Annotated in this window: 18 protein-coding genes and 1 pseudogene; 8 read left to right on the forward strand and 11 right to left on the reverse strand. The window is 58.2% G+C overall.

Annotated elements, in window-relative coordinates:
• Nucleotides 1-160 precede the first annotated feature (160 nt).
• The 11 genes and pseudogenes from cyoE to ABH909_RS27390 form a co-directional block, all read right to left on the reverse strand.
• Complete coding sequence (gene cyoE, locus ABH909_RS27340; protein ID WP_007896421.1) at nucleotides 161-1,048, reverse strand: heme o synthase; 888 nt, start codon at nucleotides 1,046-1,048, stop codon at nucleotides 161-163.
• Nucleotides 1,049-1,059: 11 nt separating this feature from the next.
• Complete coding sequence (cyoD, locus tag ABH909_RS27345) at nucleotides 1,060-1,395, reverse strand: cytochrome o ubiquinol oxidase subunit IV (RefSeq protein ID WP_095633374.1); 336 nt, start codon at nucleotides 1,393-1,395, stop codon at nucleotides 1,060-1,062.
• On the reverse strand, nucleotides 1,396-2,022 hold the full coding sequence (locus ABH909_RS27350; RefSeq protein WP_095633373.1) for a cytochrome o ubiquinol oxidase subunit III: 627 nt from the start codon (nucleotides 2,020-2,022) through the stop codon (nucleotides 1,396-1,398).
• Between the two features lie 3 nt (nucleotides 2,023-2,025).
• Nucleotides 2,026-4,056, reverse strand: a complete 2,031-nt coding sequence (cyoB, locus tag ABH909_RS27355; RefSeq protein WP_429439128.1) for a cytochrome o ubiquinol oxidase subunit I — start codon at nucleotides 4,054-4,056, stop codon at nucleotides 2,026-2,028.
• A gap of 3 nt (nucleotides 4,057-4,059) precedes the next feature.
• Nucleotides 4,060-5,005: pseudogene (cyoA, locus tag ABH909_RS27360) on the reverse strand (ubiquinol oxidase subunit II).
• Nucleotides 5,006-5,832: 827 nt separating this feature from the next.
• Nucleotides 5,833-6,342, reverse strand: coding sequence for a disulfide bond formation protein B (locus ABH909_RS27365; protein ID WP_429439131.1), 510 nt, complete (start codon nucleotides 6,340-6,342; stop codon nucleotides 5,833-5,835).
• 403 nt (nucleotides 6,343-6,745) lie between these two features.
• Nucleotides 6,746-7,198 carry a molybdopterin synthase catalytic subunit MoaE gene (gene moaE / locus ABH909_RS27370; protein WP_429439133.1) on the reverse strand — a complete coding sequence of 151 codons (453 nt, stop codon included), beginning with the start codon at nucleotides 7,196-7,198 and terminating at the stop codon, nucleotides 6,746-6,748.
• 3 nt (nucleotides 7,199-7,201) lie between these two features.
• Nucleotides 7,202-7,444 (reverse strand): molybdopterin converting factor subunit 1, encoded by a 243-nt coding sequence (moaD, locus tag ABH909_RS27375; protein WP_047292675.1) that lies wholly within the window; start codon nucleotides 7,442-7,444, stop codon nucleotides 7,202-7,204.
• Nucleotides 7,441-7,914 (reverse strand): cyclic pyranopterin monophosphate synthase MoaC, encoded by a 474-nt coding sequence (moaC, locus tag ABH909_RS27380; protein WP_218398742.1) that lies wholly within the window; start codon nucleotides 7,912-7,914, stop codon nucleotides 7,441-7,443. Before moaC ends, moaD begins: the two co-directional genes overlap by 4 nt.
• A gap of 254 nt (nucleotides 7,915-8,168) precedes the next feature.
• Nucleotides 8,169-9,563, reverse strand: a complete 1,395-nt coding sequence (locus ABH909_RS27385) for a PhoH family protein (RefSeq protein ID WP_429439137.1) — start codon at nucleotides 9,561-9,563, stop codon at nucleotides 8,169-8,171.
• A 336-nt stretch (nucleotides 9,564-9,899) separates the two neighbouring features.
• Nucleotides 9,900-11,024 (reverse strand): polysaccharide deacetylase family protein, encoded by a 1,125-nt coding sequence (locus ABH909_RS27390; RefSeq protein WP_429439140.1) that lies wholly within the window; start codon nucleotides 11,022-11,024, stop codon nucleotides 9,900-9,902.
• Nucleotides 11,025-11,348: 324 nt separating this feature from the next.
• Between ABH909_RS27390 and yaaA the strand changes: the two genes are divergently transcribed.
• From yaaA to ABH909_RS27430, 8 genes are all read left to right on the forward strand, one after another.
• On the forward strand, nucleotides 11,349-12,128 hold the full coding sequence (gene yaaA, locus ABH909_RS27395; protein WP_429439143.1) for a peroxide stress protein YaaA: 780 nt from the start codon (nucleotides 11,349-11,351) through the stop codon (nucleotides 12,126-12,128).
• A gap of 834 nt (nucleotides 12,129-12,962) precedes the next feature.
• Nucleotides 12,963-14,279, forward strand: a complete 1,317-nt coding sequence (locus tag ABH909_RS27400) for a nucleotide sugar dehydrogenase (RefSeq protein ID WP_429439146.1) — start codon at nucleotides 12,963-12,965, stop codon at nucleotides 14,277-14,279.
• Between the two features lie 229 nt (nucleotides 14,280-14,508).
• A complete protein-coding gene (gene alg8, locus ABH909_RS27405) occupies nucleotides 14,509-15,990 on the forward strand; it encodes a mannuronan synthase (RefSeq protein WP_429439148.1) in 1,482 nt (493 codons plus the stop codon).
• 35 nt (nucleotides 15,991-16,025) lie between these two features.
• Nucleotides 16,026-17,195: a PilZ domain-containing protein gene (locus ABH909_RS27410; protein WP_429439151.1), complete on the forward strand. Its 1,170-nt coding sequence runs from the start codon at nucleotides 16,026-16,028 to the stop codon at nucleotides 17,193-17,195.
• 9 nt (nucleotides 17,196-17,204) lie between these two features.
• On the forward strand, nucleotides 17,205-18,713 hold the full coding sequence (gene algK / locus ABH909_RS27415) for an alginate biosynthesis TPR repeat lipoprotein AlgK (protein ID WP_429439154.1): 1,509 nt from the start codon (nucleotides 17,205-17,207) through the stop codon (nucleotides 18,711-18,713).
• On the forward strand, nucleotides 18,710-20,197 hold the full coding sequence (locus tag ABH909_RS27420) for an alginate export family protein (protein ID WP_429439157.1): 1,488 nt from the start codon (nucleotides 18,710-18,712) through the stop codon (nucleotides 20,195-20,197). The genes algK and ABH909_RS27420 overlap by 4 nt, the downstream gene beginning before the upstream one ends.
• Before the next feature lie 26 nt (nucleotides 20,198-20,223).
• Nucleotides 20,224-21,813 (forward strand): mannuronan 5-epimerase AlgG, encoded by a 1,590-nt coding sequence (gene algG / locus ABH909_RS27425; RefSeq protein ID WP_429439160.1) that lies wholly within the window; start codon nucleotides 20,224-20,226, stop codon nucleotides 21,811-21,813.
• A gap of 10 nt (nucleotides 21,814-21,823) precedes the next feature.
• On the forward strand, nucleotides 21,824-23,284 hold the full coding sequence (locus tag ABH909_RS27430) for an alginate O-acetyltransferase (RefSeq protein ID WP_429439162.1): 1,461 nt from the start codon (nucleotides 21,824-21,826) through the stop codon (nucleotides 23,282-23,284).
• The last annotated feature ends 6 nt before the right edge of the window (nucleotides 23,285-23,290 follow it).

The raw sequence follows: 23,290 nt of genomic DNA on the forward strand, positions 1-23,290 counted from the left end.
CCCACATTGGCTCGGCATCGATCACAAAAAATGTGGCAACACCGATCCAGTGTGGGAGCGGGCTTGCTCGCGAAAGTGGCGACGCGGTCTATCAGAACAACCCAATAAAAAGCCCCGCCCTTCTCTCGAAGGGCGGGGCTTTTTTTACAGCATCCGACGCTTAAGGCGCGTAAGTCAGCAACAGCTCACTCGGCACTTTAAAATCCAGCGACATCATTACGCTCAACGCGGTAATGGTGAAGATCGAGAACACGAACAGCTTGCGTGCCCAGACCGTGTCATCCACTGCCTTGTAACCGGTCCAGGCCATGTACAACCAGTACATGCCCATGGCCGCGGCGACGGCGAGGTAGCTCATGCCGGCGTAGCCGCTGAAGGTCAGCATCAAGGTCGCCACGAGGAACGCCAGGATGTAGAGCAGGATGTGCTTCTTGGCCACTTCGATTCCGCGCTTGACCGGCAGCACCGGAATCGATGCGGCCAGGTAATCGTTGAAGCGGAAGATCGCGATGGCGTAGGAATGCGGCATCTGCCACAGGCTGAACATCACCAGCAGCGTCAGTGCGGCCATGTCGAAGCTGTTAGTCACAGCCACGTAGCCAATCACCGGCGGCATCGCCCCCGACAGACTGCCCACCAGCGTGCCGTGAACCGACTTGCGCTTGAGGTACAGGCTGTAGAAACCGACGTAGATGACGAAACCGATCACCGCGAACAACGCAGCCAACGGGTTGGCCACCTTGTACAACAGTGCAACGCCGAAAACACCAAGGATGGTCGCAAAAGCCAGGGCCAGCTTCAGGGAGATCAGACCCTGGACCAGCGCACGGTTCTTGGTGCGTTCCATCTTCAGGTCGATGTCGCGGTCGATGCAGTTGTTGAATACGCAACCGGAAGCCACCACCAAGGACGTGCCGATCATGGCGGCCAGGAAGATGGCCAGATCGACATGCCCTTTGGAGGCCAGGAAAAATCCGCCTGCCACAGAAAGCACGTTACCGAAAATGATCCCCGGTTTGGTGATTTGGATAAAGTGCTTGAGGGACATGCGGACTTACCTCACTTCGCCATCATGTTGGTGTGGATGCTGAACATGATCCACAGCGACAGGCCGACCAACAGGACGATTACGATCGCGGCGAAAACAAACGCAACCACGTTGTTACGCTGGGCGGCCGAGCGGTCCAGGTGGAGGAAGTAAACCAGGTGCACCAGCACCTGGATCACAGCAAAGGCCAGAACGATCCACAGGGTCATGGCTTTCGGCAGGGATGGGTACATCACCAGGCCAAAAGGAATGACGGTCAGGATCACCGACAGGATGAAGCCGATGGCGTAGGACTTTACGCTGCCGTGGTTGGCTTCGTGACCATCGTGGGAATGAGCGTTAGCCATTTACATAGTCCCCATCAGATAAACAACCGTGAATACGCAGATCCACACAACGTCCAGGAAGTGCCAGAACAGGCTCAGGCAGCTCAGACGGGTCTTGTTGGTCGCCGTCAGGCCGTTTTTCTGCACCTGATACATCATGATCGCCATCCAGATCAGACCGCTGGTCACGTGCAGACCGTGGGTGCCGACCAGGGTGAAGAACCCGGACAGGAAGCCGCTGCGGCTAGGGCCGAAGCCTTCGGCGATCAGTACGTGGAACTCATTGATCTCCATGGCGATGAAGCCGGCACCGAACAGGAAGGTCATGCCCAGCCAGCCCAGTACCTGGTTCTTCTTGCCCTTGAACAACGCCAGCATGGCGAAGCCGTAGGTGATCGAGCTGAACAGCAGCAGAGCGGTTTCGCCCAGTACGTATGGCAGCTCGAAGATGTCGTGGCCCGACGGGCCACCCGCTACGTTGTTAACCAGTACCGCGTACACCGCGAAGATCGACGCAAACAGAATGCAGTCGGTCATCAGGTAGAGCCAGAAACCGAATACGGTCATCTCGCCCGAGTCGTGGTGATGGTCATCATGCCCATGTCCATCGACATGGGTGTGTCCAGCATTGGTCACTAAGTTCGACATGGTTTAAGCCTGTTCCAACGAGGTTTCAACACGGGTGGCGGTGGCTGGAACTTTCCCGGCCGCTACCAGACGCTTGTGCTGCTCGGCTTCGATGCGCTCGATTACGTCGACCGGCACCATATAGCCTTGATCATCACGTGCAGCGTGGATCACGAAGTACACCACGGTGCCGACCAGGCTTGCGATGGCCAACCACCAGATGTGCCAGATCATCGCGAAACCGAACACGGTCAACAGAGCACCCATGACCACACCGGTGGCGGTGTTGTTTGGCATGTGGATCGGCTCGTACCTGGCCGGAGCCTTGTACGCGGTGCCGTTTTCCTTGGCTTCAGTGAACGGGTCGATGGTTTCTGCTTTTGGCAGCACGGCAAAGTTGTAGAACGGTGGTGGCGAGGAAGTCGACCATTCCAGGGTATGGGCATTCCACGGGTCGCCGTGTTCACACATGTTCTGCGGCAGCTTGCGGTCACGGATACTGACGTAGAGCTGGATCAGTTGGCAGGCGATACCGACGGCGATCATCACCGCACCGAACATGGCAACGTACAGGTACGGTACCCACTCAGGGTTGGTGGTGGCGTTCAGACGACGAGTCATGCCCATGAAGCCCAGTGCATAGAGCGGCATGAACGCGACGAAGAAGCCGCTGATCCAGAACCAGAACGCTGCCTTGCCCCAGCCTTCGTGCAGCTTGAAGCCGAACGCTTTCGGGAAGTAGAAGGCGAAACCTGCGATGTAGCCGAATACCGCGCCGCCGATGATCACGTTATGGAAGTGCGCAATCACGAACAGGCTGTTGTGCAGAACAAAGTCAGCACCCGGAATGGCCAGCAGTACGCCGGTCATGCCGCCGATGGCGAACGTCACCATGAAGCCCAGGGTCCAGAGAACCTGGCTGGTGAAACGCAGACGGCCCTGGTAGATGGTGAACAGCCAGTTGAATAGCTTCACCCCCGTCGGGATCGAGATCAGCATTGTCGCCAGACCGAAGAAGGCGTTAACGCTGGCACCCGAACCCATGGTGAAGAAGTGGTGCAACCAGACCATGAAGCCCAGGATCGAGATCGCGCCACTGGCGTAGATCATCGAGTGGTGGCCGAACAGTTTCTTGCCGGTGAAGGTCGAGATGACTTCGGAGAAGATCCCGAACGCCGGCAGAATCAGGATGTAAACCTCGGGGTGACCCCAGGCCCAGAACAGGTTGACGTACATCATCGGATTGCCACCAAGTTCATTGGTGAAAATGTGGAAATCCATGTAACGGTCAAGTGTCAGCAGTGCCAGGGTAGCGGTCAGGATCGGGAACGAAGCCACGATCAGGACGTTGGCCCAGGTGCAGGTCCAGGTGAAGATCGGCATGTCCATCAGCTTCATGCCCGGGGTACGCATTTTCAGCACGGTGGCCAGGAAGTTGACCCCCGTCAGCGTCGTACCTAGCCCGGATAGCTGTAGCGCCCAGATGTAGTAATCCATCCCCACGCCCGGGCTGTATTGCAGGCCCGACAGCGGCGGATAGGCAACCCAGCCGGTCTTGGCGAATTCGCCGACGCCCAGGGACAGGTTGATCAGCACCACGCCGGAAACCAGCAGCCAGAAGCTCAGGGAGTTCAGGAACGGATAGGCAACGTCACGCGCGCCAATCTGCAGCGGCACAGCAAGGTTCATCAGGCCGGTGAAGAATGGCATCGCCATGAAGATGATCATGATCACACCGTGGGCGGTGAAGATCTGGTCATAGTGTTCAGGTGGCAGGTAGCCAGGCGAACCCTCGGTGGCCATGGCCAACTGGGTACGCATCATGATGGCGTCGGCAAAACCGCGCAGCAGCATGATCATGGCGACGATGATGTACATCACGCCGATTTTCTTGTGGTCGACCGACGTCAGCCACTCGGTCCACAAGTAGGTCCACTTCTTGAAGTAGGTGATTGCAGCGAACAGCGCCAGACCACCGAGCGCGATCATGGCGATGGTTACCATCACGATCGGTTCGTGGAACGGGACCGCTTCCCAACTTAATTTACCAAACATCGTTTACTCCTCTGCCCCGGCAGCTGAATGCGAGTTCATGTCCATTCCTTGCGTAGCGGCCACTTCTTTCTCTTTCTTCTCGTGCTTGACCTTCGGACCCGGTTTCATGCCTTCGTACTTGTCGACGATGATCTGGAACAGGTTCGGCGTGACCGAGGAGTAGAGCTCGACTGGGTTGTTCTGGCTTTGCTTGGCAAGGGCTGCGTATTCAGCTTGTTCAAGCTGTTTAGGTGCCTTTTTGACTTCGCTTACCCAGGCGTCGAAATCTTCCTGAGAAGTGGCGATCGCCTTGAATTTCATGCCGGTGAAACCCGCGCCGCTGTAGTTGGCGGAGATACCGTCCATTTCAGCGTTCTGGTTGGCGATCAGGTGCAGTTTTGGTCTGCATGCCCGCCATCGCGTAGATCTGACCGCCCAGGGCCGGAATGAAGAACGAGTTCATCACGGCGTCCGAAGTCACCTTGAAATTGATCGGCGTGTGCGCCGGGAACACGATCTTGTTGACCGTAGCGATGCCTTGTTCCGGGTAGATGAACAGCCACTTCCAGTCCAGCGCGACCACTTCAATGGTGATTGGCTTGACGTCGGATTCCAGCGGCTTGTAAGGATCCAGGGCGTGGGTCGACTTGTAGGTGATGTAACCCAAAGCAATGATGATCAGAACCGGAATAGTCCACACCGCGACTTCGATCTTGGTGGAGTGGGACCATTTTGGCGTATAGACGGCGTCCTTGTTGGAGGCGCGGTATTTCCAGGCGAACAGGAAGGTCATGACGATGACCGGCACGACGACCAACAGCATCAGCAGCGTTGCGGTGATGATCAGGTTTCGCTCATCCAGGCCGACCTGGCCCTTGGGATCGAGCAAGGTCATGTTGCAGCCTCCCAGCAACAACGTGCCGAGCAGCGGCAATAAGCCTAGTAGTCTGGGGTACCTGTTTTTACTCATCTCACGACCTCTAAAGCAGCTTGCGCAATGCAGTTGGGTTTTGATCGCCAACACTTCACCCTGCCAAGGGTTGGCATTTTTCTTGGATTGAATAAGGGCCTGCCCGTCGCGCGTCAGACGCTACTCGACAATTGCTGGGGCCTGCGGTGAGTTCTTATTCGAATTCGTGGTCAAGGGCCTTGTTACAGACCAATTCCATTTGGTGCGGATAGTCGGAAGGCACCGACACTTGGGTGCCGCATGAAGCCATCGGGCCTCTCGACACCCAGATTCTGCTCATGCACCTGAGTAAGGGAGAGCAGTGCCGGGAATTCAGTGCGGGCGATTGTAGATATGTAGCGATTCATAAACCATGTCTCATCCCGAAATAATTTATATCCAATCCGACAACAATCATTCACGGCTTTTGCAAAAGTGCGCCATGGTATCGAAATTCATTCTCAACAAAAACACCAAAAATAGTAGGTCTACCAAGCGAAATTCAGACAGCTTCCAAGGCTCTACGCTCGTCTTCGACCCTGCTCTACCCCCTATGCGACAAGGGCTTTGGCAATTTGCCAGGCCCTGTTAAAACTGCCTGTTTCGATTGACGACCGCTGAAACCGACAAAGCCTGGAAAAGCAGGTTTTTGTTGCAAAGTGATGTCCTTAATCAGCGATTTGAAATGCCTTGCGACACTCAAGCTGTGACAACATGTCGCATACGTATCGCACCCAGTCTTGTCGAGCATCAAGGTCTTTTTACCTGACCTGCGAGTATGCAAAACGCCCCGGCCTCTCAACGAGAACCGGGGCGTTTTTTTGCCTGCAACGGTATGGCGAACAGACTCAGCGCAGGGCTTTGCGGTTACGCGAAATGAGCAGCGGCACCAGCACCACGATCAACACGAAGGCCAGCAGTGCCCACTGTGCCAGGGACAAGCCGAGGATCGGCGGGTACGGCGTAGAGCAGAAGCCATCGACCTGGAAGCCCAGCGGGAAGATCTTCGCCAGCGGCAGGCCATCGACGATCGGCTGCAACACATCGACGCCACAACTGACCGCCGGGTAAAACTGGGTATAGACGTGATGCCCGGCCACCCCGGCGCCCGCAATGGCGAAGATCACCACCAACGTTTCAAACAGTGTGACGCTGCGGCGGGTGCGCGTCGCTGCGCCGATAAAGGCGAACAGCGCAATCAGCAACAACGCGTAGCGTTGCAGGATGCACAGCGGGCACGGTGCCTCGCCCAGAGCCACTTGCATGTACAGCGCGCCACCGATCAGCGCCAGGCAGATAACGCCCAGCAACACCAGATAGCGTCGTTCACGCCCCAACCGCATGATTTCCTCGCTCATCGCGTTTCCCTTTTGTGTCCGTAGATCAGCTCGTCAGCGGCTGCGCTTGCAGCGGCTGTTCCGCACTGATGTTGTCTTCGATATGCCAACGGGCGGCAATGCGATCTTATCGATCTTATATTGTCCGCAAGTCTACACGCTGACCCGATCTTTGAGAGCCTTGAACCGCCCCTGAACCTGGCCTTCGGGCGCCAATGCTGTTCACGAGAGTCTTGAGTCAATGAGAAACCTGTGGCGAGGGAGCTTGCTCTCGCTTGAGTGCGTAGCGCTCAGATTTTGGGGCCGCTACGCAGCCCAACGCGAGCAAGCTCGCTCGCCACAAGGAATAAACGATAAACCGGTTAAGGACGGATTAACTTTCCACTGTTTTCAAGAATCGAGCCCGTGAAGACGGTTCGAGTGCCTAGTGCTTCCATCGATCCGCCGCCGCATGATCGCTGTCACGCCCTTCTACCCAACGCGGCCCGTCAGGGGTGTTTTCTTTCTTCCAGAACGGCGCGCGGGTTTTCAGATAGTCCATGACGAAGGCACAGGCATCGAATGCCGCCTGACGGTGGGCGCTGGCGGCGCCGACGAAAACGATCGGCTCGCCCGGCTCAAGCGCGCCGATGCGGTGCAACACTTCCAGCTTCAACAGTGGCCAGCGCTGTTCGGCCTCCACCGCAATCTTGCCCAGGGCTTTTTCGGTCATGCCCGGGTAGTGCTCCAGAAACATCCCGGCGACATCGAGGCCGTCATTGAAGTCGCGCACGTAGCCGACAAAACTCACCACCGCACCAACACCCACATTAGCTGCGTGCATGGCGTTGACTTCAGTACCCGGATCGAACGGTGTGGACTGCACGCGAATCGCCATGGCTCAGCCCCCGGTCACGGTCGGAAAAAACGCCACTTCATCGCCATCGCTCACCGGCTCGTCGAGCTGGCAGAGGTCTTCGTTGCGGGCGCACATCAGGTTTTGCTCGCTCAGTACCTCGGCGCCGTCACGTTGGGCCAGCAGCGTGCGCACATCATCGACCGTGGCGAAATCACCTTCGACCTTCACCGAGTCCACACCGAGCGCTTCACGGTAGCGGGCGAAAAACTTCACGGTAAGTTTCATGGCTGATCCGCCCGAAAATGGCCGCTCTTGCCGCCGAGTTTCTCCAGCAGCCGCACGCTCTCGATGGTCATACCGCGATCCACGGCCTTGCACATGTCATAGATGGTCAGCGCCGCGACGCTGGCGGCGGTCAGCGCTTCCATTTCGACGCCGGTCTGCCCGGACAACTTGCAGCACGCCACGATGCGCACGGTGTCGTCGCCTTCGGCACTGAGTTCGACCTTGACGCCGGTGAGCATCAACGGGTGGCACAAAGGAATCAGATCGCTGGTTTTCTTCGCCGCCTGGATGCCGGCGATTCGCGCCACGGCGAACACGTCACCCTTGGGATGGCCGCCCGTGACAATCAACTGCAGGGTTTCGGGCAGCATGCGCACCAGCGCTTGGGCCGTCGCTTCACGGAACGTCACGTTTTTTTCAGTGACGTCGACCATATGGGCGCGACCTTGGGAATCGAGATGAGTCAGCACAGGGATACTCCTGATCAGAAGCATCGATTGTAAACCTGCGGGTCAAATTTCCGCACGTTTGATTATCGGATCACCATCGACCCCATGTAGGAGCTGCCGAAGGCTGCGATTTTTTGATCTTGCTTTTAATGGCGAAAATCAAAAGATCGCAGCCTTCGGCAGCTCCTACAGAGATTTCATCCGGCATGAAAAATGGGGATTCGTCGGGTATAAAAAACCGGGCGGCTTTGGGCCGCCCGGTTCTGTTGAAGCGATTACAGATGCGATTCGGCGTATTCGGCCAGAATCGAGCGTGGCACCCCTTGCAGGGTGATGTGTACACCGTTGGGGAAGTCCTTGAAGCGTTCGGTCAAGTACGTCAGCCCGGAGCTGGTCGCGGACAGGTAAGGGGTGTCGATCTGCGCCAGGTTGCCCAGGCACACCACTTTGGAGCCGGCGCCGGCACGGGTGATGATGGTTTTCATCTGGTGCGGCGTGAGGTTCTGGCATTCATCGATCAGGATCAGACTCTGCTGGAAGCTGCGGCCTCGGATGTAGTTGAGGGATTTGAACTGCAACGGCACTTTGCTGAGGATGTAATCGACGCTGCCATGGGTGCTTTCGTCATCCATGTGCAAGGCTTCGAGGTTGTCGGTGATGGCACCGAGCCAAGGCTCCATTTTTTCCGCTTCGGTGCCGGGCAGGAAGCCGATTTCCTGGTCCAGCCCCTGCACGCTACGGGTGGCGATGATGCGTCGGTAGCGTTTGCTGACCATGGTCTGCTCGATGGCCGCCGCCAGGGCCAGGATGGTTTTACCGGAACCGGCCGCGCCAGACAGGTTGACCAGGTGGATGTCCGGATCGAGCAAGGCGTACAGCGCCAGGCTTTGATAGATGTCACGCGGTTTCAGGCCCCAGGCTTCCTGGTGCAACAGAGGTTCCTGATGCAGGTCGAGGATCAGCAACTTGTCGACCTGGATTTCCTTGATCCAGCCGACAAAGCCCTGTTCGTCGATGATGAACTCGTTGACGTGTACCGCAGGCAGGTTGTCGATCAACTGCACCTGATGCCAGGTGCGGCCATGATCCTGCCGGGTTTCGACTTTGCTCACCCGATCCCAGAATGAACCGGTCATGTTGTGATAACCGTTGGGCAGCAATGAAACGTCGTCGACCAACTGGTCGGTACTGTAGTCCTCGGCCGCAATCCCGCAAGCCCGGGCCTTGAGGCGCATGTTGATGTCTTTCGTGACCAGCACCACGGGCAGTTCTGCATCGCGTGCGCGCAGGTCGATCAACTGGTTGATGATGATGTTGTCGTTCAGATGCTCGGGCAGAATGATGTTCGGCTCAGTGCGCTTGCTCATCAGAATCGACAGCAAACCCTTGGGCCCACTCTTGCCGCGCTGGATCGGTACGCCCAGTTCGACATCTTCGGGGCTGGCATCGCCCAACGTTTTGTCGATCAGGCGAATCGCCTGGCGACATTCCGCAGCCACGCTGTGATGCCCGCTCTTGAGCTTGTCCAGCTCTTCAAGCACGGTCATCGGGATGGCGACGTGGTGTTCTTCGAAATTAAGCAGGGCGTTTGGATCGTGAATCAATACGTTGGTATCGAGTACATAAAGGATTGGCTGGTTGGAAGAAGGGCTACGTCCGTGATCATCCATACTCGGTCACCTTTGTGGGAGCCAGTCGACGCAATACCATAACGGTGCTGCGCCTCGAAGTGGCCGCCGAATTCACCTGCGAGGAGTCAAGTGAACTGCACACAAACTGGGTCTTGGGAGACGCCACCTGTGTTGCAGGTTTCGGCGGTCTGTCTTCGTAATACTCCAAAACCTGTGACAGAAAAAAGCACTTTGACGCTTTTTTGAAGTTTATTTTTCAGAGTGACGAATAGCCCTTGGCGTGCAGGCAATGTGCCGTTAAAGTCGGAAGTCCGCCTGCACCGATTTCCCTCTAAAAATCGCCCCTCACCCAATGTTTGCGGTCTTTTGCCGTTTTCAGCGCAACGCGTCCTGACAGTCTGCCCAACCGATCCCGCTCGGCGCCGTTTGCGTGATGAGCCAGGGCATCGCCGTTTTCAGCGCATCCTGCTTCACATTGAAATTGATCACCCCGTGCCGCCACAGCAGCATCAGGGTCAATACCCGTTGTGCGCTCTGGTTGCCCTTGAGTTTGCCGGCGCCGTCCTGGGCATCGATGTCCCACAATGCCACCTGCAAGCCCTGAGACGTGAAGAAGCCCTCGGCATCGGACCGGCGCTGCCCCTCGGGCGGGCGAAACAGCGGCACGTAATTCTCCGGCAGCTTGCCTTTGACCAGCTCGACGCTGCGTCGCACCGAGTCCTGCCAGTCTTGCCAGTGGCTGTGGGAACGAAACTCCCAGCCTTGCACGCCCACGCATTGCTGCGAATAAGTCCCTTGCAGACTGGCCACCGAACGGTCGGCCAAGCGGGCCTGAATGTCCTTGCCGAGGACGAAGAACGTAGCGCTCATGTTGGATTTGCGCAGGTACTCGGTGACCCAGGCGGTGTTGTCTGGCATGGCATTGGCAGCGCTGTCGAAGGTCAACAGGAACAGACGATCATTCATGGCCTCGCCATTGCGCTCATAGTCACCAAAACGATCGACTTCGCTGCTGGTCTGCGGGAACAGCGCGGCCTTGCGCAGCTGCTCGTCCAGGTATTGGGCGTGGAACAACCGGCTCGGCTCGGCCCATTTGATGTAATAGCTGTCATCGCTCACCTGAAACTTCGCCGCTTGCTCACGCAAGGTGGCCATGTCCTCGACCAGGAAACAGAAAGAAGCATCTTGATCGCAGCTTTGCTGGGCGAAGTTGTAATTGGTCAGCAAACGCTGCCACAGGCGTTGGCGCAGTTGGTTGACCGACTCGAGATTGAGGGTGCGCAGGCCCAGGCGTTGAGCCAGGCTCGCTTCATCCAGCGATTCACTGGCCAGCAGAACCCGGGCGAACATGAGGATTTCGGCCCGCGAGGCGACGTCAAACAGCGTCGGGCTGCTGAGCGGCTCAGGCCAGGTGCTGCGATCCAGCGTCGCCACATCGCCCGGCGCGGCGATGGCGCCAAAACTCAAGAGCCAGGCCGAGAATAGAAAAACGATACGCAATGGGATGTCTCCATAACAAAACCCGCGCGGCACTATAGCCGATCCCGCTCACATTCCCGCAGCAGCAGCCGATCTCATTGTGGCGAGGGAGCTTGCTCCCGCTGGGCTGCGAAGCAGCCCTCAAACCAACACATGCATTCCTTCAGAAAAAACACATGCGCCTGTATTGCGACCGCTTCGCGCTCGAGCGGGAGCAAGCTCCCTCGCCACAGGATCTCTCTGTCACAAAACCTGGTTACACCACCGATCACCTATGACACCCATAGCTGGAGTCAACAAGGACAACCCCCTAGAATCGCCGCCACGATTAAAGGAGACGACTTCATGCTGATGGTGATTTCCCCCGCCAAGACCCTTGATTACGAAACACCGCCGGCGACCCAGCGCTTCACTCAGCCGCAATACCTCGACCATTCCCAGGAACTGATCCTGCAACTGCGCGACCTGACGCCAGCGCAGATCAGCGAGCTGATGCACGTCTCCGACAAGATCGGCGGCCTCAATGCCGCGCGTTTCGGTAGCTGGACCCCGGCCTTCACCCCTGCCAACGCCAAGCAGGCGTTGCTGGCATTCAAGGGCGATGTGTACACCGGCCTGAACGCACAAACGTTCAGCGAAGCCGATTTCGATTACGCCCAGCAGCACTTGCGCATGCTCTCCGGCCTGTATGGCCTGTTGCGCCCCTTGGACCTGATGCAGCCCTATCGGCTGGAGATGGGCACCAAACTGGCCAATGCCCGTGGCAAGGACTTGTACGCCTTCTGGGGTACGCGGATCAGCGAATGGCTGAACGAAGCCCTGGCCGATCAAGGCGATGACGTGCTGCTGAACCTGGCCTCCAACGAGTACTTCTCGGCAGTCAAACGCAGCGCCTTGAATGCACGCATCATCAATACCGAATTCAAGGATCTGAAGAACGGCCAGTACAAGATCATCAGCTTCTACGCGAAAAAGGCCCGCGGGATGATGAGTCGCTTCGTCATTGAAGAACGCATCAATGACCCGGCCGCCCTCAAGCAGTTCGACGTTCAGGGTTATCGCTACAGCGTCGAACAGTCTAAACCGGACAATCTGGTATTCCTGCGCGATCACGCACCGCAATAATAAAACCGCGCTTGATCGGCGCACGACAACGATAACTTCGTCGTGCGCCCTCCCTTTGAACCTCGAACAATACCCCGCCTTTTCGCCGCTTTATTGGCGCCAAAAAACTATCAGTTCATTTTCTAACTTTAGTTTCACTCGACATGGATCATTTTTTTCCGTAGTGGCACTCAACTTTTTTACGCATGGTGGCAAAAAAGTATCCAACGCAATAATAACCCCCTATATAAAGGGCCAAACGGCAAGTGCTATCAATATGAAAGCAGTGCCATCTTTTTCAATATTTCAAGAAATTTCGGAATTCGCGATGGGCGGACAGGAACTATGTCCAAATGCGCCGCTCATACCACCGGTAACGATTCTCTCGGTGATTGTGCGAGATAACTTACACAGACAAGAGATCCCTATAGCGAAGTTGTCACACTCACTTAGGCTTACTGATCACTTATTTGGGCAATACATGAAGGACAGGAGATAACGCACCATTACTATCCCCTACAAGGCCACGGCTGCGCCCCTATAAACGTGCTCACCTGAGCACCCAACCGCTTGATTTACGGGCTTTCGGGCCTGGCATTGAGCGCGCAAGACCTTTGCACGAACGTCCTCTGATTAGAGGGTCGGCTGCATAACAGGGCACGTCATAACAATAAGGCCTGGTTGCGCACATCTTGAGTGCACTTATTTAGACACTCGGAACTTAGTATGCCTGCACCCGGCATTGTGACGCCTTTAAGGCCGCACTTGCGAGTGCACTATGACCGCTGAACACCATTAACTCCGGCCATGTAATGGCTTATGAACACAGGTTTGATTAACTGAGAGGTAATTGCGATGCGCATCAGCATATTTGGTTTGGGTTACGTCGGCGCAGTCTGTGCCGGTTGCCTGTCTGCACGGGGCCATGACGTCGTTGGCGTCGATGTTGCCAAAGACAAAATCGATATGATCAACGCAGGTAAATCGCCGATCGTTGAACCGGGTTTGGGCGAACTTCTGCACAAGGGCATCGAGACGGGCAAATTGCGCGGCACGACCAACTTCGCCGAGGCGATTCGCGACACCGACCTGTCGATGATCTGCGTCGGTACGCCGAGCAAGAAGAACGGCGATCTGGAACTGAACTACATCGAAGCCGTGTGCCGCGAGATCGGTTTTGTCCTGCGTGACAAGACCACCCGCCACACCATCGTGGTTCGCAGCACCGTCCTGCCGGGCACCGTGGCAAACGTGGTGATCCCGATCCTCGAAGACTGCTCCGGCAAAAAAGCCGGCGTCGATTTCGGCGTAGCGGTCAACCCTGAGTTCCTGCGTGAAAGCACCGCGATCGCCGATTACGACCTGCCGCCAATGACCGTTATCGGCGAGTTCGACAAGGCTTCGGGTGACGTTCTGCAATCGCTGTACGAAGAACTCGACGCACCGATCATCCGCAAGGACATCGCTGTTGCCGAGATGATCAAGTACACCTGCAACGTGTGGCACGCCACCAAGGTGACCTTCGCCAACGAGATCGGCAACATCGCCAAAGCCGTCGGTGTCGATGGTCGCGAAGTGATGGAAGTGGTCTGCCAGGACAAGACGCTGAACCTGTCCCAGTACTACATGCGCCCAGGCTTTGCGTTCGGCGGCTCTTGCCTGCCTAAAGACGTGCGCGCCCTGACCTACCGCGCCGGCTCCCTGGACGTGGAAGCACCGCTGCTCAACTCGCTGATGCGCAGTAACGAGTCCCAGGTGCAGAACGCGTTCGATATCGTCTCCAGCCACGACAAGCGCAAAGTCGCCCTGCTGGGCCTGAGCTTCAAGGCCGGCACCGACGACCTGCGTGAAAGCCCGCTGGTCGATCTGGCGGAAATGCTGATCGGCAAGGGTTACGACCTGAGCATCTACGACAGCAACGTCGAATACGCCCGTGTCCACGGTGCGAACAAGGACTACATCGAGTCGAAAATCCCTCACGTCTCGTCCTTGCTCAACGCCGACTTTGACGACGTGATCGCAAATTCCGACGTGATCATCCTGGGCAACCGTGACGAGAAATTCCGCGCCCTGGCACTGGAAGCTCCACACGGCAAGCAAGTGGTCGACCTGGTTGGCTTCATGTCCAAAGCCACCAGCGTGAGCGGCCGGACTGAAGGCATCTGCTGGTAACCGTGCGGCGACACGCAACAACTGCGTGAACGCGGTGTAGGAGCTGTCGAGCGAAGCGAGGCTGCGATCTTTCCCGGGTCACTTGAGTCCCGAGTGAACCCGGAAGATCAAGATCAAAAGATCGCAGCCTTCGGCAGCTCCTACATGACCCTCGCCAGTTTTCACAGGCCTGCCTTAACCCCATCGGGCCACCCCACAGGCTCGCCCGAGATCGAGACGGATGCAGATTATGCACAGGCTAAAGCACGGCCTACTTCAGGCCGCCGGTTGGCTGTTTTACCTAAGTTTATTGATGGGCATCGCCATGGCGTTGCCTGCGTCCACGTTCGACTCCGAGTCGAAGGACTTTATCTTCCTGATCGGTATCGTCGGTATCTGGCGCTACTCGATGGGTGCCACGCACTTTCTGCGCGGCATGCTGTTTCTGTACGTGGTCTACCCGCACCTGCGGCGCAAAGTGCGCAAGCTGGGCAAAGCGGCAGACCCGTCCCATGTATTTCTGATGGTCACCAGCTTCCGCATCGACGCGCTGACCACCGCTCAGGTCTATAGCTCGGTGATCCGCGAGGCCATTGACTGCGAACTGCCGACCACTGTGGTGTGCTCAATCGTCGAAATGTCCGACGAGCTGCTGGTCAAGAGCCTCTGGAAACGCATGAACCCACCGCCACGGGTCAAGCTCGACTTCGTGCGCATTCCCGGCACCGGCAAGCGCGATGGCCTTGCCTACGGTTTCCGCGCCATCTCACGCCACCTGCCGGACGACCGCGCCGTGGTTGCCGTGATCGATGGCGACACCGTGCTGGCTGAAGGCGTTGTGCTCAAGACCGTGCCGTGGTTCCAGCTGTTCGGCAACGTCGGCGGCCTGACCACCAACGAGTTCTGCGAAGTACGCGGCGGTTACATCATGAGCGAATGGCACAAACTGCGATTCGCCCAGCGCCACATCAACATGTGCTCCATGGCCCTGTCCAAGCGCGTGTTGACCATGACCGGCCGGATGTCGGTATTCCGCGCCTCCGTGGTCACCAACCCGGACTTCATCGCCGATGTGGAAAGCGACTCGCTGCAGCACTGGCGCCTGGGCCGCTTCAAGTTCCTGACCGGTGACGACAAGTCGAGCTGGTTCAGCTTGATGCGTTTGGGCTACGACACGTTTTACGTTCCGGATGCCGCGATCCATACCGTGGAACACCCGCCGGAAAAGAGCTTCATCAAGGCCAGTCGCAAACTGATGTTCCGCTGGTACGGCAACAACCTGCGGCAGAACTCCCGCGCCCTGGGCCTTGGTGTGAAGCGCCTTGGTGCATTCACATCGGTGGTGCTGTTCGATCAGCGCGTGTCGATGTGGACCTCGCTGCTCGGCCTGACCGTCGCGATCATCGCCACCTTCAAGTACGGCAGCGCGTTCATCCTGGTTTACCTGCTGTGGATCGGCATCACCCGCCTGATCCTGACGGTGCTGCTGTCCTGCTCCGGTCACCGGATCGGCCCGGCTTACCCGGCGATTCTCTATTACAACCAGATCGTCGGCGCGCTGGTGAAGATCTACGTGTTCTTCCGCCTCGACCGACAGTCCTGGAGTCGCCAGCCCACTTCCCTGACCCGTGATCTCGCCAGCTTTCAAGGTTGGTTCAACACTTGGTCGTCTCGGACCATGACCTTCTCCGCCGGCAGCATTTTTGTCGCCGTGCTGCTGCTGATGGTCTGACCGAACTCGCCTGAATTAACTAGGAAATCGCCCATATGAATACCGCCGTCAACTCCAACGTAGTGCACGAATCCGAAGCCCAGCGCCAACACGCTCGCGTGAAAATCCCGGCCAAGCTGCGTTTCTTCGGCCCTGACCGGACCCCGGTCGAAGCCCGACTCATCGACCTTTCCGCTGGCGGCCTGGCGTTCAACGCCGGTCAGCTGCCGCTGAAAGTCGGCGATGTGCACAAGGCTCGCCTGCAATTCGTGATCGATAACCTCGGTTTGGCCATGGACGTGGAATTGCAAATCCGCTCCGTGGATCGCCAGACCGGTCGCACCGGTTGCCAGTTCCAGAACCTGGAACCCCGTGACATTTCCACCCTGCGCCACCTGATCACCTCGCACCTGGCCGGCGACATCGTCAGCGTGGGTGAAATGCTGGCGACCCTGCAGCGCGACAACTTCACCAAGGCGCGCAAAGTCAAGGATGGCGACCACGGCATGACTGCGCTGGGCCGTCTGAAAGCGGTGACTTTCAGCGCCGGTATCTTCGTGGTCGGCCTGGTGGCGTTCGGTTTCATTTTCAAATCGGTGTACGGCATGTACTTCGTCAGCCACGCCCAGGCCGGTCTGGTCAGCGTGCAGGGAATGAACATCACCATGCCACGCGACGGCACCGTGCAGAGCCTGATCAAGGCTGACGGCGTTGCCGCCAAAGGCGCCCCACTGGCGACCTTCAGCACCAGCATGCTCGACGTACTCAAGGGCCATCTGGACGAAGGTCAACTGCAACCGTCCAAGGTTGAAGAACTGTTCGGCAAGCAAATGACCGGCACCCTGACGTCGCCGTGCGATTGCACCGTGGCTCAGCAATTGGTTGCTAACGGTCAGTACGCCAGCAAAGGCGATGTGATTTTCCAACTGGTGCCGCGTAACACCGAAGCCAACGTTGAAGCACGCTTCTCCTATCGCCAGTTCGGCGACGTGCGTCCTGGCACCACCGTCAGCTTCCAGATCGCCGGCGAAGACCAAACCCGTACCGGCAAGATTGTCAGCAGCACCAGCCTGAAAAGCGCCGACCTGTCATCCGACATCCGCGTGCAGATCAAACCAGACGAGCCACTGGACAGCGCCTTCGCCGGTCGCCCGGTGGAAGTGAACAGCACTCGTGGCCCGAACCTGAGCTGGCTGATCAACAAAGCCATGGCCGCCGGTCTTTAAACAGAGGACATGCCCGTGACCATCACAAAAATCCTGAACACACCGCACACCTTGTGGGAGCGGGCTTGCTCGCGAAGGGATCAACACGGTCTGCCTGATGCTCCGCAGCGCCTGCTTCGCGAGCAAGCCCGCTCCCACAAGGGTGCATTCTGTGCACTGGCGTTAGCGGTGAGCCTTAGCGGTTGCGCCGGCCTGCCCGACCAGCGTCTGGCCAATGAAGCCCTCAAGCGTGGCGACACCACGCTGGCGGCGCAGAACTACCAGCAATTGGCAGACCTGGGTTACAGCGAAGCTCAGGTCGGCCTGGCCGATCTGCAGGTCGACAGCCATGACCCGGCGCAAATCAAAAAGGCCGAGGCAACTTATCGCGCCGCAGCCAGCGTTTCGCCGCGGGCTCAGGCTCGCTTGGGTCGTCTGCTGGTGGCCAAACCCGGTGCCACCGAAGCCGAACACCACGAAGCCGAAGCGCTGTTGAAGAAAGCCTCGGCCAATGGCGAAGGCAACACCCTGATCCCGCTGGCGATGCTGTACCTGCAATACCCGCACAGTTTCCCGAACGTCAACGCCCAGCAGCAGATCAGCCAATGGCGCACCGAAGGCAAACCGGAAGCCGGTCTGGCGCAAGTGCTGCTCTATCGCACCCAGGGCACTTACGACCAGCATCTGGATGACGTGGAAAAAATCTGCAAAGCAGCGTTGAACACCACCGACATCTGCTACGTCGAACTGGCCACGGTCTATCAGAAACGCGGCCAGCCAGAGCAACAGGCAGAACTGATCAAGCAGATGCAGGCGGGTCAAAGCCGTGGCGTCGTCACTGCGCAACGGGTGGACAGCGTGGCTCGCGTACTGGGCGATGCAAGCCTGGGCAAGACCGACGAGAAAACCGCTCAGTCGCTGCTCGAAGGCATTGCACCTGGCTACCCGGCGTCCTGGGTCAGCCTGGCGCAATTGCTCTACGACTTCCCGGAACTGGGTGATGTCGACGCCATGATGAAGTACCTGGACAACGGTCGCGCCGCCGACCAGCCGCGTGCCGAACTGTTGCTGGGCAAGCTCTACTTCGAAGGCAAAATGGTGCCGGCCGACGCCAAGGTCGCCGAAGAGCACTTCAAGAAAGCCGTCGGCCGGGAAGTCGCCGCCGATTACTACCTCGGCCAGATTTACCGTCGTGGTTACCTGGGCAAGGTCTATCCGCAAAAAGCCCTGGATCACCTGCTGACCGCTGCGCGTAACGGCCAGAACAGCGCCGATTTCGCCATTGCCCAACTGTTCTCCCAGGGCAAGGGCACCCGACCCGACCCGGTCAACGCTTATGTCTTCAGCCAATTGGCGAAGGCTCAAAACACCCCACAAGCCAATGAGCTTGCGCAAACCATCGAAGCGCAACTGCCGCCTGACCGGCTGGCCGAGGCCCAACGCCTGTTGAAACAAGAACAGGCCATTCGTAGTGCCGTGAGTCCGGACACGCTGGAACTGCACGCCCTGCAAGAAGAAGACGGCGAGGAATCCCTATGAAGCTCAATCCATTCGTGAAGGCCGGTATTGGCCTGACATTCGCCCTGCTGTGGTCGTGCCCGACCCTGGCAGCCATGACCGAAGACAAGAACTTCGGCCTCGAAGTCAAAATTACCGGCCAGTCCGAAGACGACCGTGACCTGGGCACTGCCAGCGGCGGCGACGTTTCCGGCGTCGGCCTCGACCTGCGTCCATGGGTGTACGGCGAAAGCGGCGCGTGGAGTGCCTACGCCATGGGCCAGGCCGTAACGTCCACCGACATCATCGAAACGGACACCCTGCAACAGTCCGACAGCGACGGTACCCAGACCACCGACAACGGTGATCGCAAAACCAAGAAGAACTACCTGGCGATGCGCGAGTTCTGGGTCGGCTACAGCGGCCTCACGCCCTACCCTGGCGAGATCCTCAAGCTCGGTCGCCAACGCCTGCGCAACGACGACGGCCAATGGCGCGACACCAACATCGAAGCCCTGAACTGGACCTTCGACACCACCCTGTTGCGCGCCAACGTCGGTATCGCCGAACGCTTCAGCGAATACCGCACCGACTTGAAAGAGCTGGCACCCAAGGATGAGGATCGCCTGCACGTTTTCGGCGACGTTGCCACTCAATGGTCGCCGGGTAACTGGGTCGGCATTCGCGGTCATCACACCCACGATGACGGCAAGCTCGACTACCCGGAGCCGGGCGTTGCCGGCGATTCGCTGGATAAGAAACAGAACGGTGACATCAGTTGGCTCGGCCTCACCGCCGACAGCGACGCCTATAACTGGCGCAACACCAACACCGTCAATTACTGGGGCAGCATCACCGGCATGAGCGGCGACACCGACACGGTCAACCCGCTGAACGCCGATGGCACGCGCCCCACCGAAGCCAAACGCGGTGAAGACCTCAATGGCTGGGCCACCGATATCGGCCTGCGTTTGCGCCTCGATCCGCAGTGGCAAGTCGGTGCGGCCTATGCCCGTGCCAGCGCCGAGTACGAACAGACCGGCCTGGAAAGCAATCGCTCGAATTACACCGGTACACGCTCGCGGGTTCACCGTTTCGGCGAAGCCTTCCGTGGCGAAATGAACAACATGCAGACCGCTACCCTGTTCGGCTCGTGGATGCTCAACGACGAATACGACGCCAGTCTGATCTACCACAAGTTCTGGCGCGTGGACGGCAACAAGCCGGTGGGCAGCAATGGCATCAACGCCGTCGAAAACAATACCGACGACGTGACCGGCGCCATCCTCTCCAGCACTTCGCTGCCGCTGGAAGATGGCAACAAAGACCTCGGTCAGGAAATGGACCTGGTGGTCACCAAGTACTTCAAGCAAGGCCTGTTGCCGGCGGCGTTGAGCCAGTCGATCGACGAGCCTTCGGCTCTGGTGCGGTTCCGTGGCGGTGTGTTCAAGCCTGGCGATGCCTATGGCAAAGAAGTCGACTCGTACATGCACCGCGCGTTTGTCGACGTGGTCTGGCGCTTCTGATGCAAACCGCGAAGGGAGTGCCCGACATGAACAGCGCCAAGAAAGGCTCGATCAGCCTGCTGGCCGGCGCGCTGCTGCTCGCCAGCGCAGCCGCCTTCGCCGCCGTCGAACCGGCCAAGCCCGTGCAAGCGGGAAAACCGACGACCATGGCCAAGGGGCTGCAACAGGCCAAGACCTACACCGTCAGCAGCGCGCCCACCGCGCCGCTGGACTTGGCCAAGCCGACACTGCCGGACACCTCTGGCTACACCGCCGAAGCCATCGCCGCGAAAGTCGTGCGCACCAAACCCGGCAAGATCAGCGTGCGCCGGATGATGCAGGAAAACGCCCTGAAGGACTTCATCGGCGGCGATAACAAGATGGCCGAGTGGGTGGTGCGTCAGCATGGCATCCCGCAGGCGATCTTCATCGACGATGGCTACATGAACCTCAAGGACCTGGCGAAGAAGCTGCCCAAGCAGTACTTCAGCGAAACCTCGCCGGGCGTGTTCCTGGCGAAGTTGCCGATCGTGGTGGGTAACAAGGGCATTCTGGAAATCGACAAGCAGACCCAGGAACTGCGCCTGTCCCAAGAGGCCGGTTCGTTCCTGGTCAATGACGGCCAGCTGTTCGTGCGTGATACCAAAATCACGGGCTGGAGCGAAAAGGCAAACGGTCCGGCGGCCTTCAAGTCGCCCAAGGAATTCCGTCCGTTCCTGCTGTCCTGGGGTGGCACCGAGACCTATATTGCCAACAGCAAGATTGCCAGTTTCGGTTACGCCAACAGTAAGTCCTACGGCGTGAGTATTTCCCAATACACGCCGAACATGGCCAAGGTGCTCAAGCGCCCGGAACCGTCCGGCTGGATCGTCGGCTCCGAGTTCTCGGACATGTGGTACGGCTTCTACTGCTACGAAACCCGCGACTTCGTGGTCAAGGGCAACACCTACAAAGACAACATCGTCTACGGCATCGACCCCCATGACCGTTCCCACGGTCTGATCATCGCCGACAACACGGTGTACGGGACCAGGAAGAAGCACGGGATCATTATTTCCCGTGAGGTCAACGACAGCTTCATCTTCAACAACCGCAGCTACGACAACAAGTTGTCGGGCCTGGTGATCGACCGTAACAGCGTGAACAACCTGATCGCCTACAACGAGATCTACAAGAACCACACCGATGGCATCACCCTCTATGAGAGTGCTGACAACCTGTTGTGGGGCAACAAGGTGATCAACAACAAACGCCACGGCATCCGTATTCGTAACAGCGTGAACATTCGCCTGTACGAAAACATTTCGATGGCCAACGGCCTGACCGGTGTCTACGGGCACATCAAAGACCTGACCGATACCGACCGCGACATCAAGCTCGACCCGTTCGACGCCCAGGTGTCGCTGATCGTGGTCGGCGGTGAACTGGCCGCCAATGGCAGTGGACCGCTGTCCATCGACTCGCCGCTGAGCGTGGAGTTGTATCGCGTGTCGATGCTCGCCCCGACCAAATCCAGCGGCATCAGCTTCTCGGGGATTCTTGGCGAGCGCCAGGATGAAATTCTCGACCTGCTGGTGCGCCAGCAGAAAGCCGTGCTGATCGACCCTGTCGAACGCCAGACCGAAATGCGGGACTGAGGATAATTTTATGCACCCACACTTGATCAAATTACTCAGCCTGTCGGCCCTGACCGCTGGCATTCTTGCGGCGAGCGGCGGTGTTCGCGCCGATAACGCCGCCAGCGTAAGCGCACCGAAATTCAAGGCCGATGACTGCTGCAATCTCTGCCCTGAAGCCCATGACCCGAAGAACTACACCACCCGCTATCAGCAGAACTTCACCACACTGGTGCAGGCGCAGGGCGATTGGCTGTTCCGTACGCAAGAAGATTTGCGCACCGAGTTCGACACCACGCCCGCTGGCTACAAACGCTTGAAACAATTGCACGATGCGTTCAAGAGCAAAGGCGTGGAACTGGTCATCGTTTACCAGCCCACCCGTGGCCTGGTGAACCGCAACAAGCTGAACCCGGCAGAGAAGGCGAGCTACGATTTCGACAAGGCGCTGAGGAACTACAAAACCATGCTCGGGCGTTTCGCGCAGATGGGTTACGTGGTCCCGGACCTGTCGCCACTGACCAATGAATCGCTGCCCGACACCCTGCCGGCTCACGATTTCTATTTCCGCGGCGACCAACACTGGACGCCGTATGGCGCCCAGCGCACGGCGAAAATCGTCGCCGAGAAGGTCAAGCAATTGCCGGCCTTCGCCGACGTTCCCAAGCGTGAATTCGAGACCCATAAGTCGGGTCGCATGGGCAAGACCGGAACGTTACACAACATGGCGGGTCAACTCTGTGGCACCAGCTACGCGATCCAGTACATGGATCAGTTCACCACCGAGCCAAAAGGCGAAGCGGGCGATGGCGATCTGTTCAGTGATTCCGGCAATCCGGAAATTACCCTGGTCGGCACCAGCCACAGTGGCAAGAACTACAACTTCGCCGGTTTCCTCGAAGAGGCCATCGGCGCCGACATTCTCAACGTGGCATTCCCCGGTGGTGGCTTCGAAGGTTCGATGCTGCAGTACCTGGGCAGCGAAGAGTTCCAGACCAAACCGCCGAAAATTCTCATCTGGGAATTCTCGCCGCTTTATCGCCTCGATCAGGAAACCATCTACCGCCAGATGATGGCGCTGCTGGACAACGGTTGCGAAGGCAAAGACGCGCAAATGAGCGCCAGTGCCACGCTGAAACCGGGCAAAAACGAATTGATGGTCAACAGCAAGAACCTGGATCTGCGCAACAGCAGTCACCAGGTCGATATCCGCTTCGCCGACACCTCGGTGAAAACCTTGCAAGCCACCCTCTGGTACATGAACGGGCGCCACGAGGACATCAAGATCGAAAAACCGGAAACCTCCGAAACCGACGGGCGTTTCGCCTTCGAGTTGCGCACGGACGAAGACTGGGCCTCGCAGAATCTGCTGGCCGTCGAAGTCCAGGGACCTGAAAAACCAGGTGCCACGCCTCAGAAGGTCGAAGCGAAAATCTGCAAACGCAACGTGTTCTCCGGCACTGGGCAGCGTACCGCTCAAGCCGGGCAATGAGGCTAC

It is taken from the genome of Pseudomonas sp. BS3782 TE3695 (assembly GCF_050435305.1).
Lineage (GTDB): Bacteria > Pseudomonadota > Gammaproteobacteria > Pseudomonadales > Pseudomonadaceae > Aquipseudomonas.

Excerpts from the sequence above, each read along its gene's own strand:
- cyoB (WP_429439128.1), bottom strand. The coding sequence starts at position 4,056 with ATGTTTGGTAAATTAAGTTGGGAAGCGGTCCCGTTCCACGAACCGATC.
- ABH909_RS27430 (WP_429439162.1), top strand. The coding sequence starts at position 21,824 with ATGCACCCACACTTGATCAAATTACTCAGCCTGTCGGCCCTGACCGCT.
- ABH909_RS27385 (WP_429439137.1), bottom strand. The coding sequence starts at position 9,563 with ATGGATGATCACGGACGTAGCCCTTCTTCCAACCAGCCAATCCTTTAT.
- ABH909_RS27365 (WP_429439131.1), bottom strand. The coding sequence starts at position 6,342 with ATGAGCGAGGAAATCATGCGGTTGGGGCGTGAACGACGCTATCTGGTG.
- moaE (WP_429439133.1), bottom strand. The coding sequence starts at position 7,198 with ATGGCGATTCGCGTGCAGTCCACACCGTTCGATCCGGGTACTGAAGTC.
- cyoD (WP_095633374.1), bottom strand. The coding sequence starts at position 1,395 with ATGGCTAACGCTCATTCCCACGATGGTCACGAAGCCAACCACGGCAGC.
- ABH909_RS27400 (WP_429439146.1), top strand. The coding sequence starts at position 12,963 with ATGCGCATCAGCATATTTGGTTTGGGTTACGTCGGCGCAGTCTGTGCC.
- moaD (WP_047292675.1), bottom strand. The coding sequence starts at position 7,444 with ATGAAACTTACCGTGAAGTTTTTCGCCCGCTACCGTGAAGCGCTCGGT.
- algK (WP_429439154.1), top strand. The coding sequence starts at position 17,205 with ATGCCCGTGACCATCACAAAAATCCTGAACACACCGCACACCTTGTGG.
- ABH909_RS27350 (WP_095633373.1), bottom strand. The coding sequence starts at position 2,022 with ATGTCGAACTTAGTGACCAATGCTGGACACACCCATGTCGATGGACAT.
- ABH909_RS27410 (WP_429439151.1), top strand. The coding sequence starts at position 16,026 with ATGAATACCGCCGTCAACTCCAACGTAGTGCACGAATCCGAAGCCCAG.
- algG (WP_429439160.1), top strand. The coding sequence starts at position 20,224 with ATGAACAGCGCCAAGAAAGGCTCGATCAGCCTGCTGGCCGGCGCGCTG.
- yaaA (WP_429439143.1), top strand. The coding sequence starts at position 11,349 with ATGCTGATGGTGATTTCCCCCGCCAAGACCCTTGATTACGAAACACCG.
- ABH909_RS27420 (WP_429439157.1), top strand. The coding sequence starts at position 18,710 with ATGAAGCTCAATCCATTCGTGAAGGCCGGTATTGGCCTGACATTCGCC.
- alg8 (WP_429439148.1), top strand. The coding sequence starts at position 14,509 with ATGCACAGGCTAAAGCACGGCCTACTTCAGGCCGCCGGTTGGCTGTTT.
- cyoE (WP_007896421.1), bottom strand. The coding sequence starts at position 1,048 with ATGTCCCTCAAGCACTTTATCCAAATCACCAAACCGGGGATCATTTTC.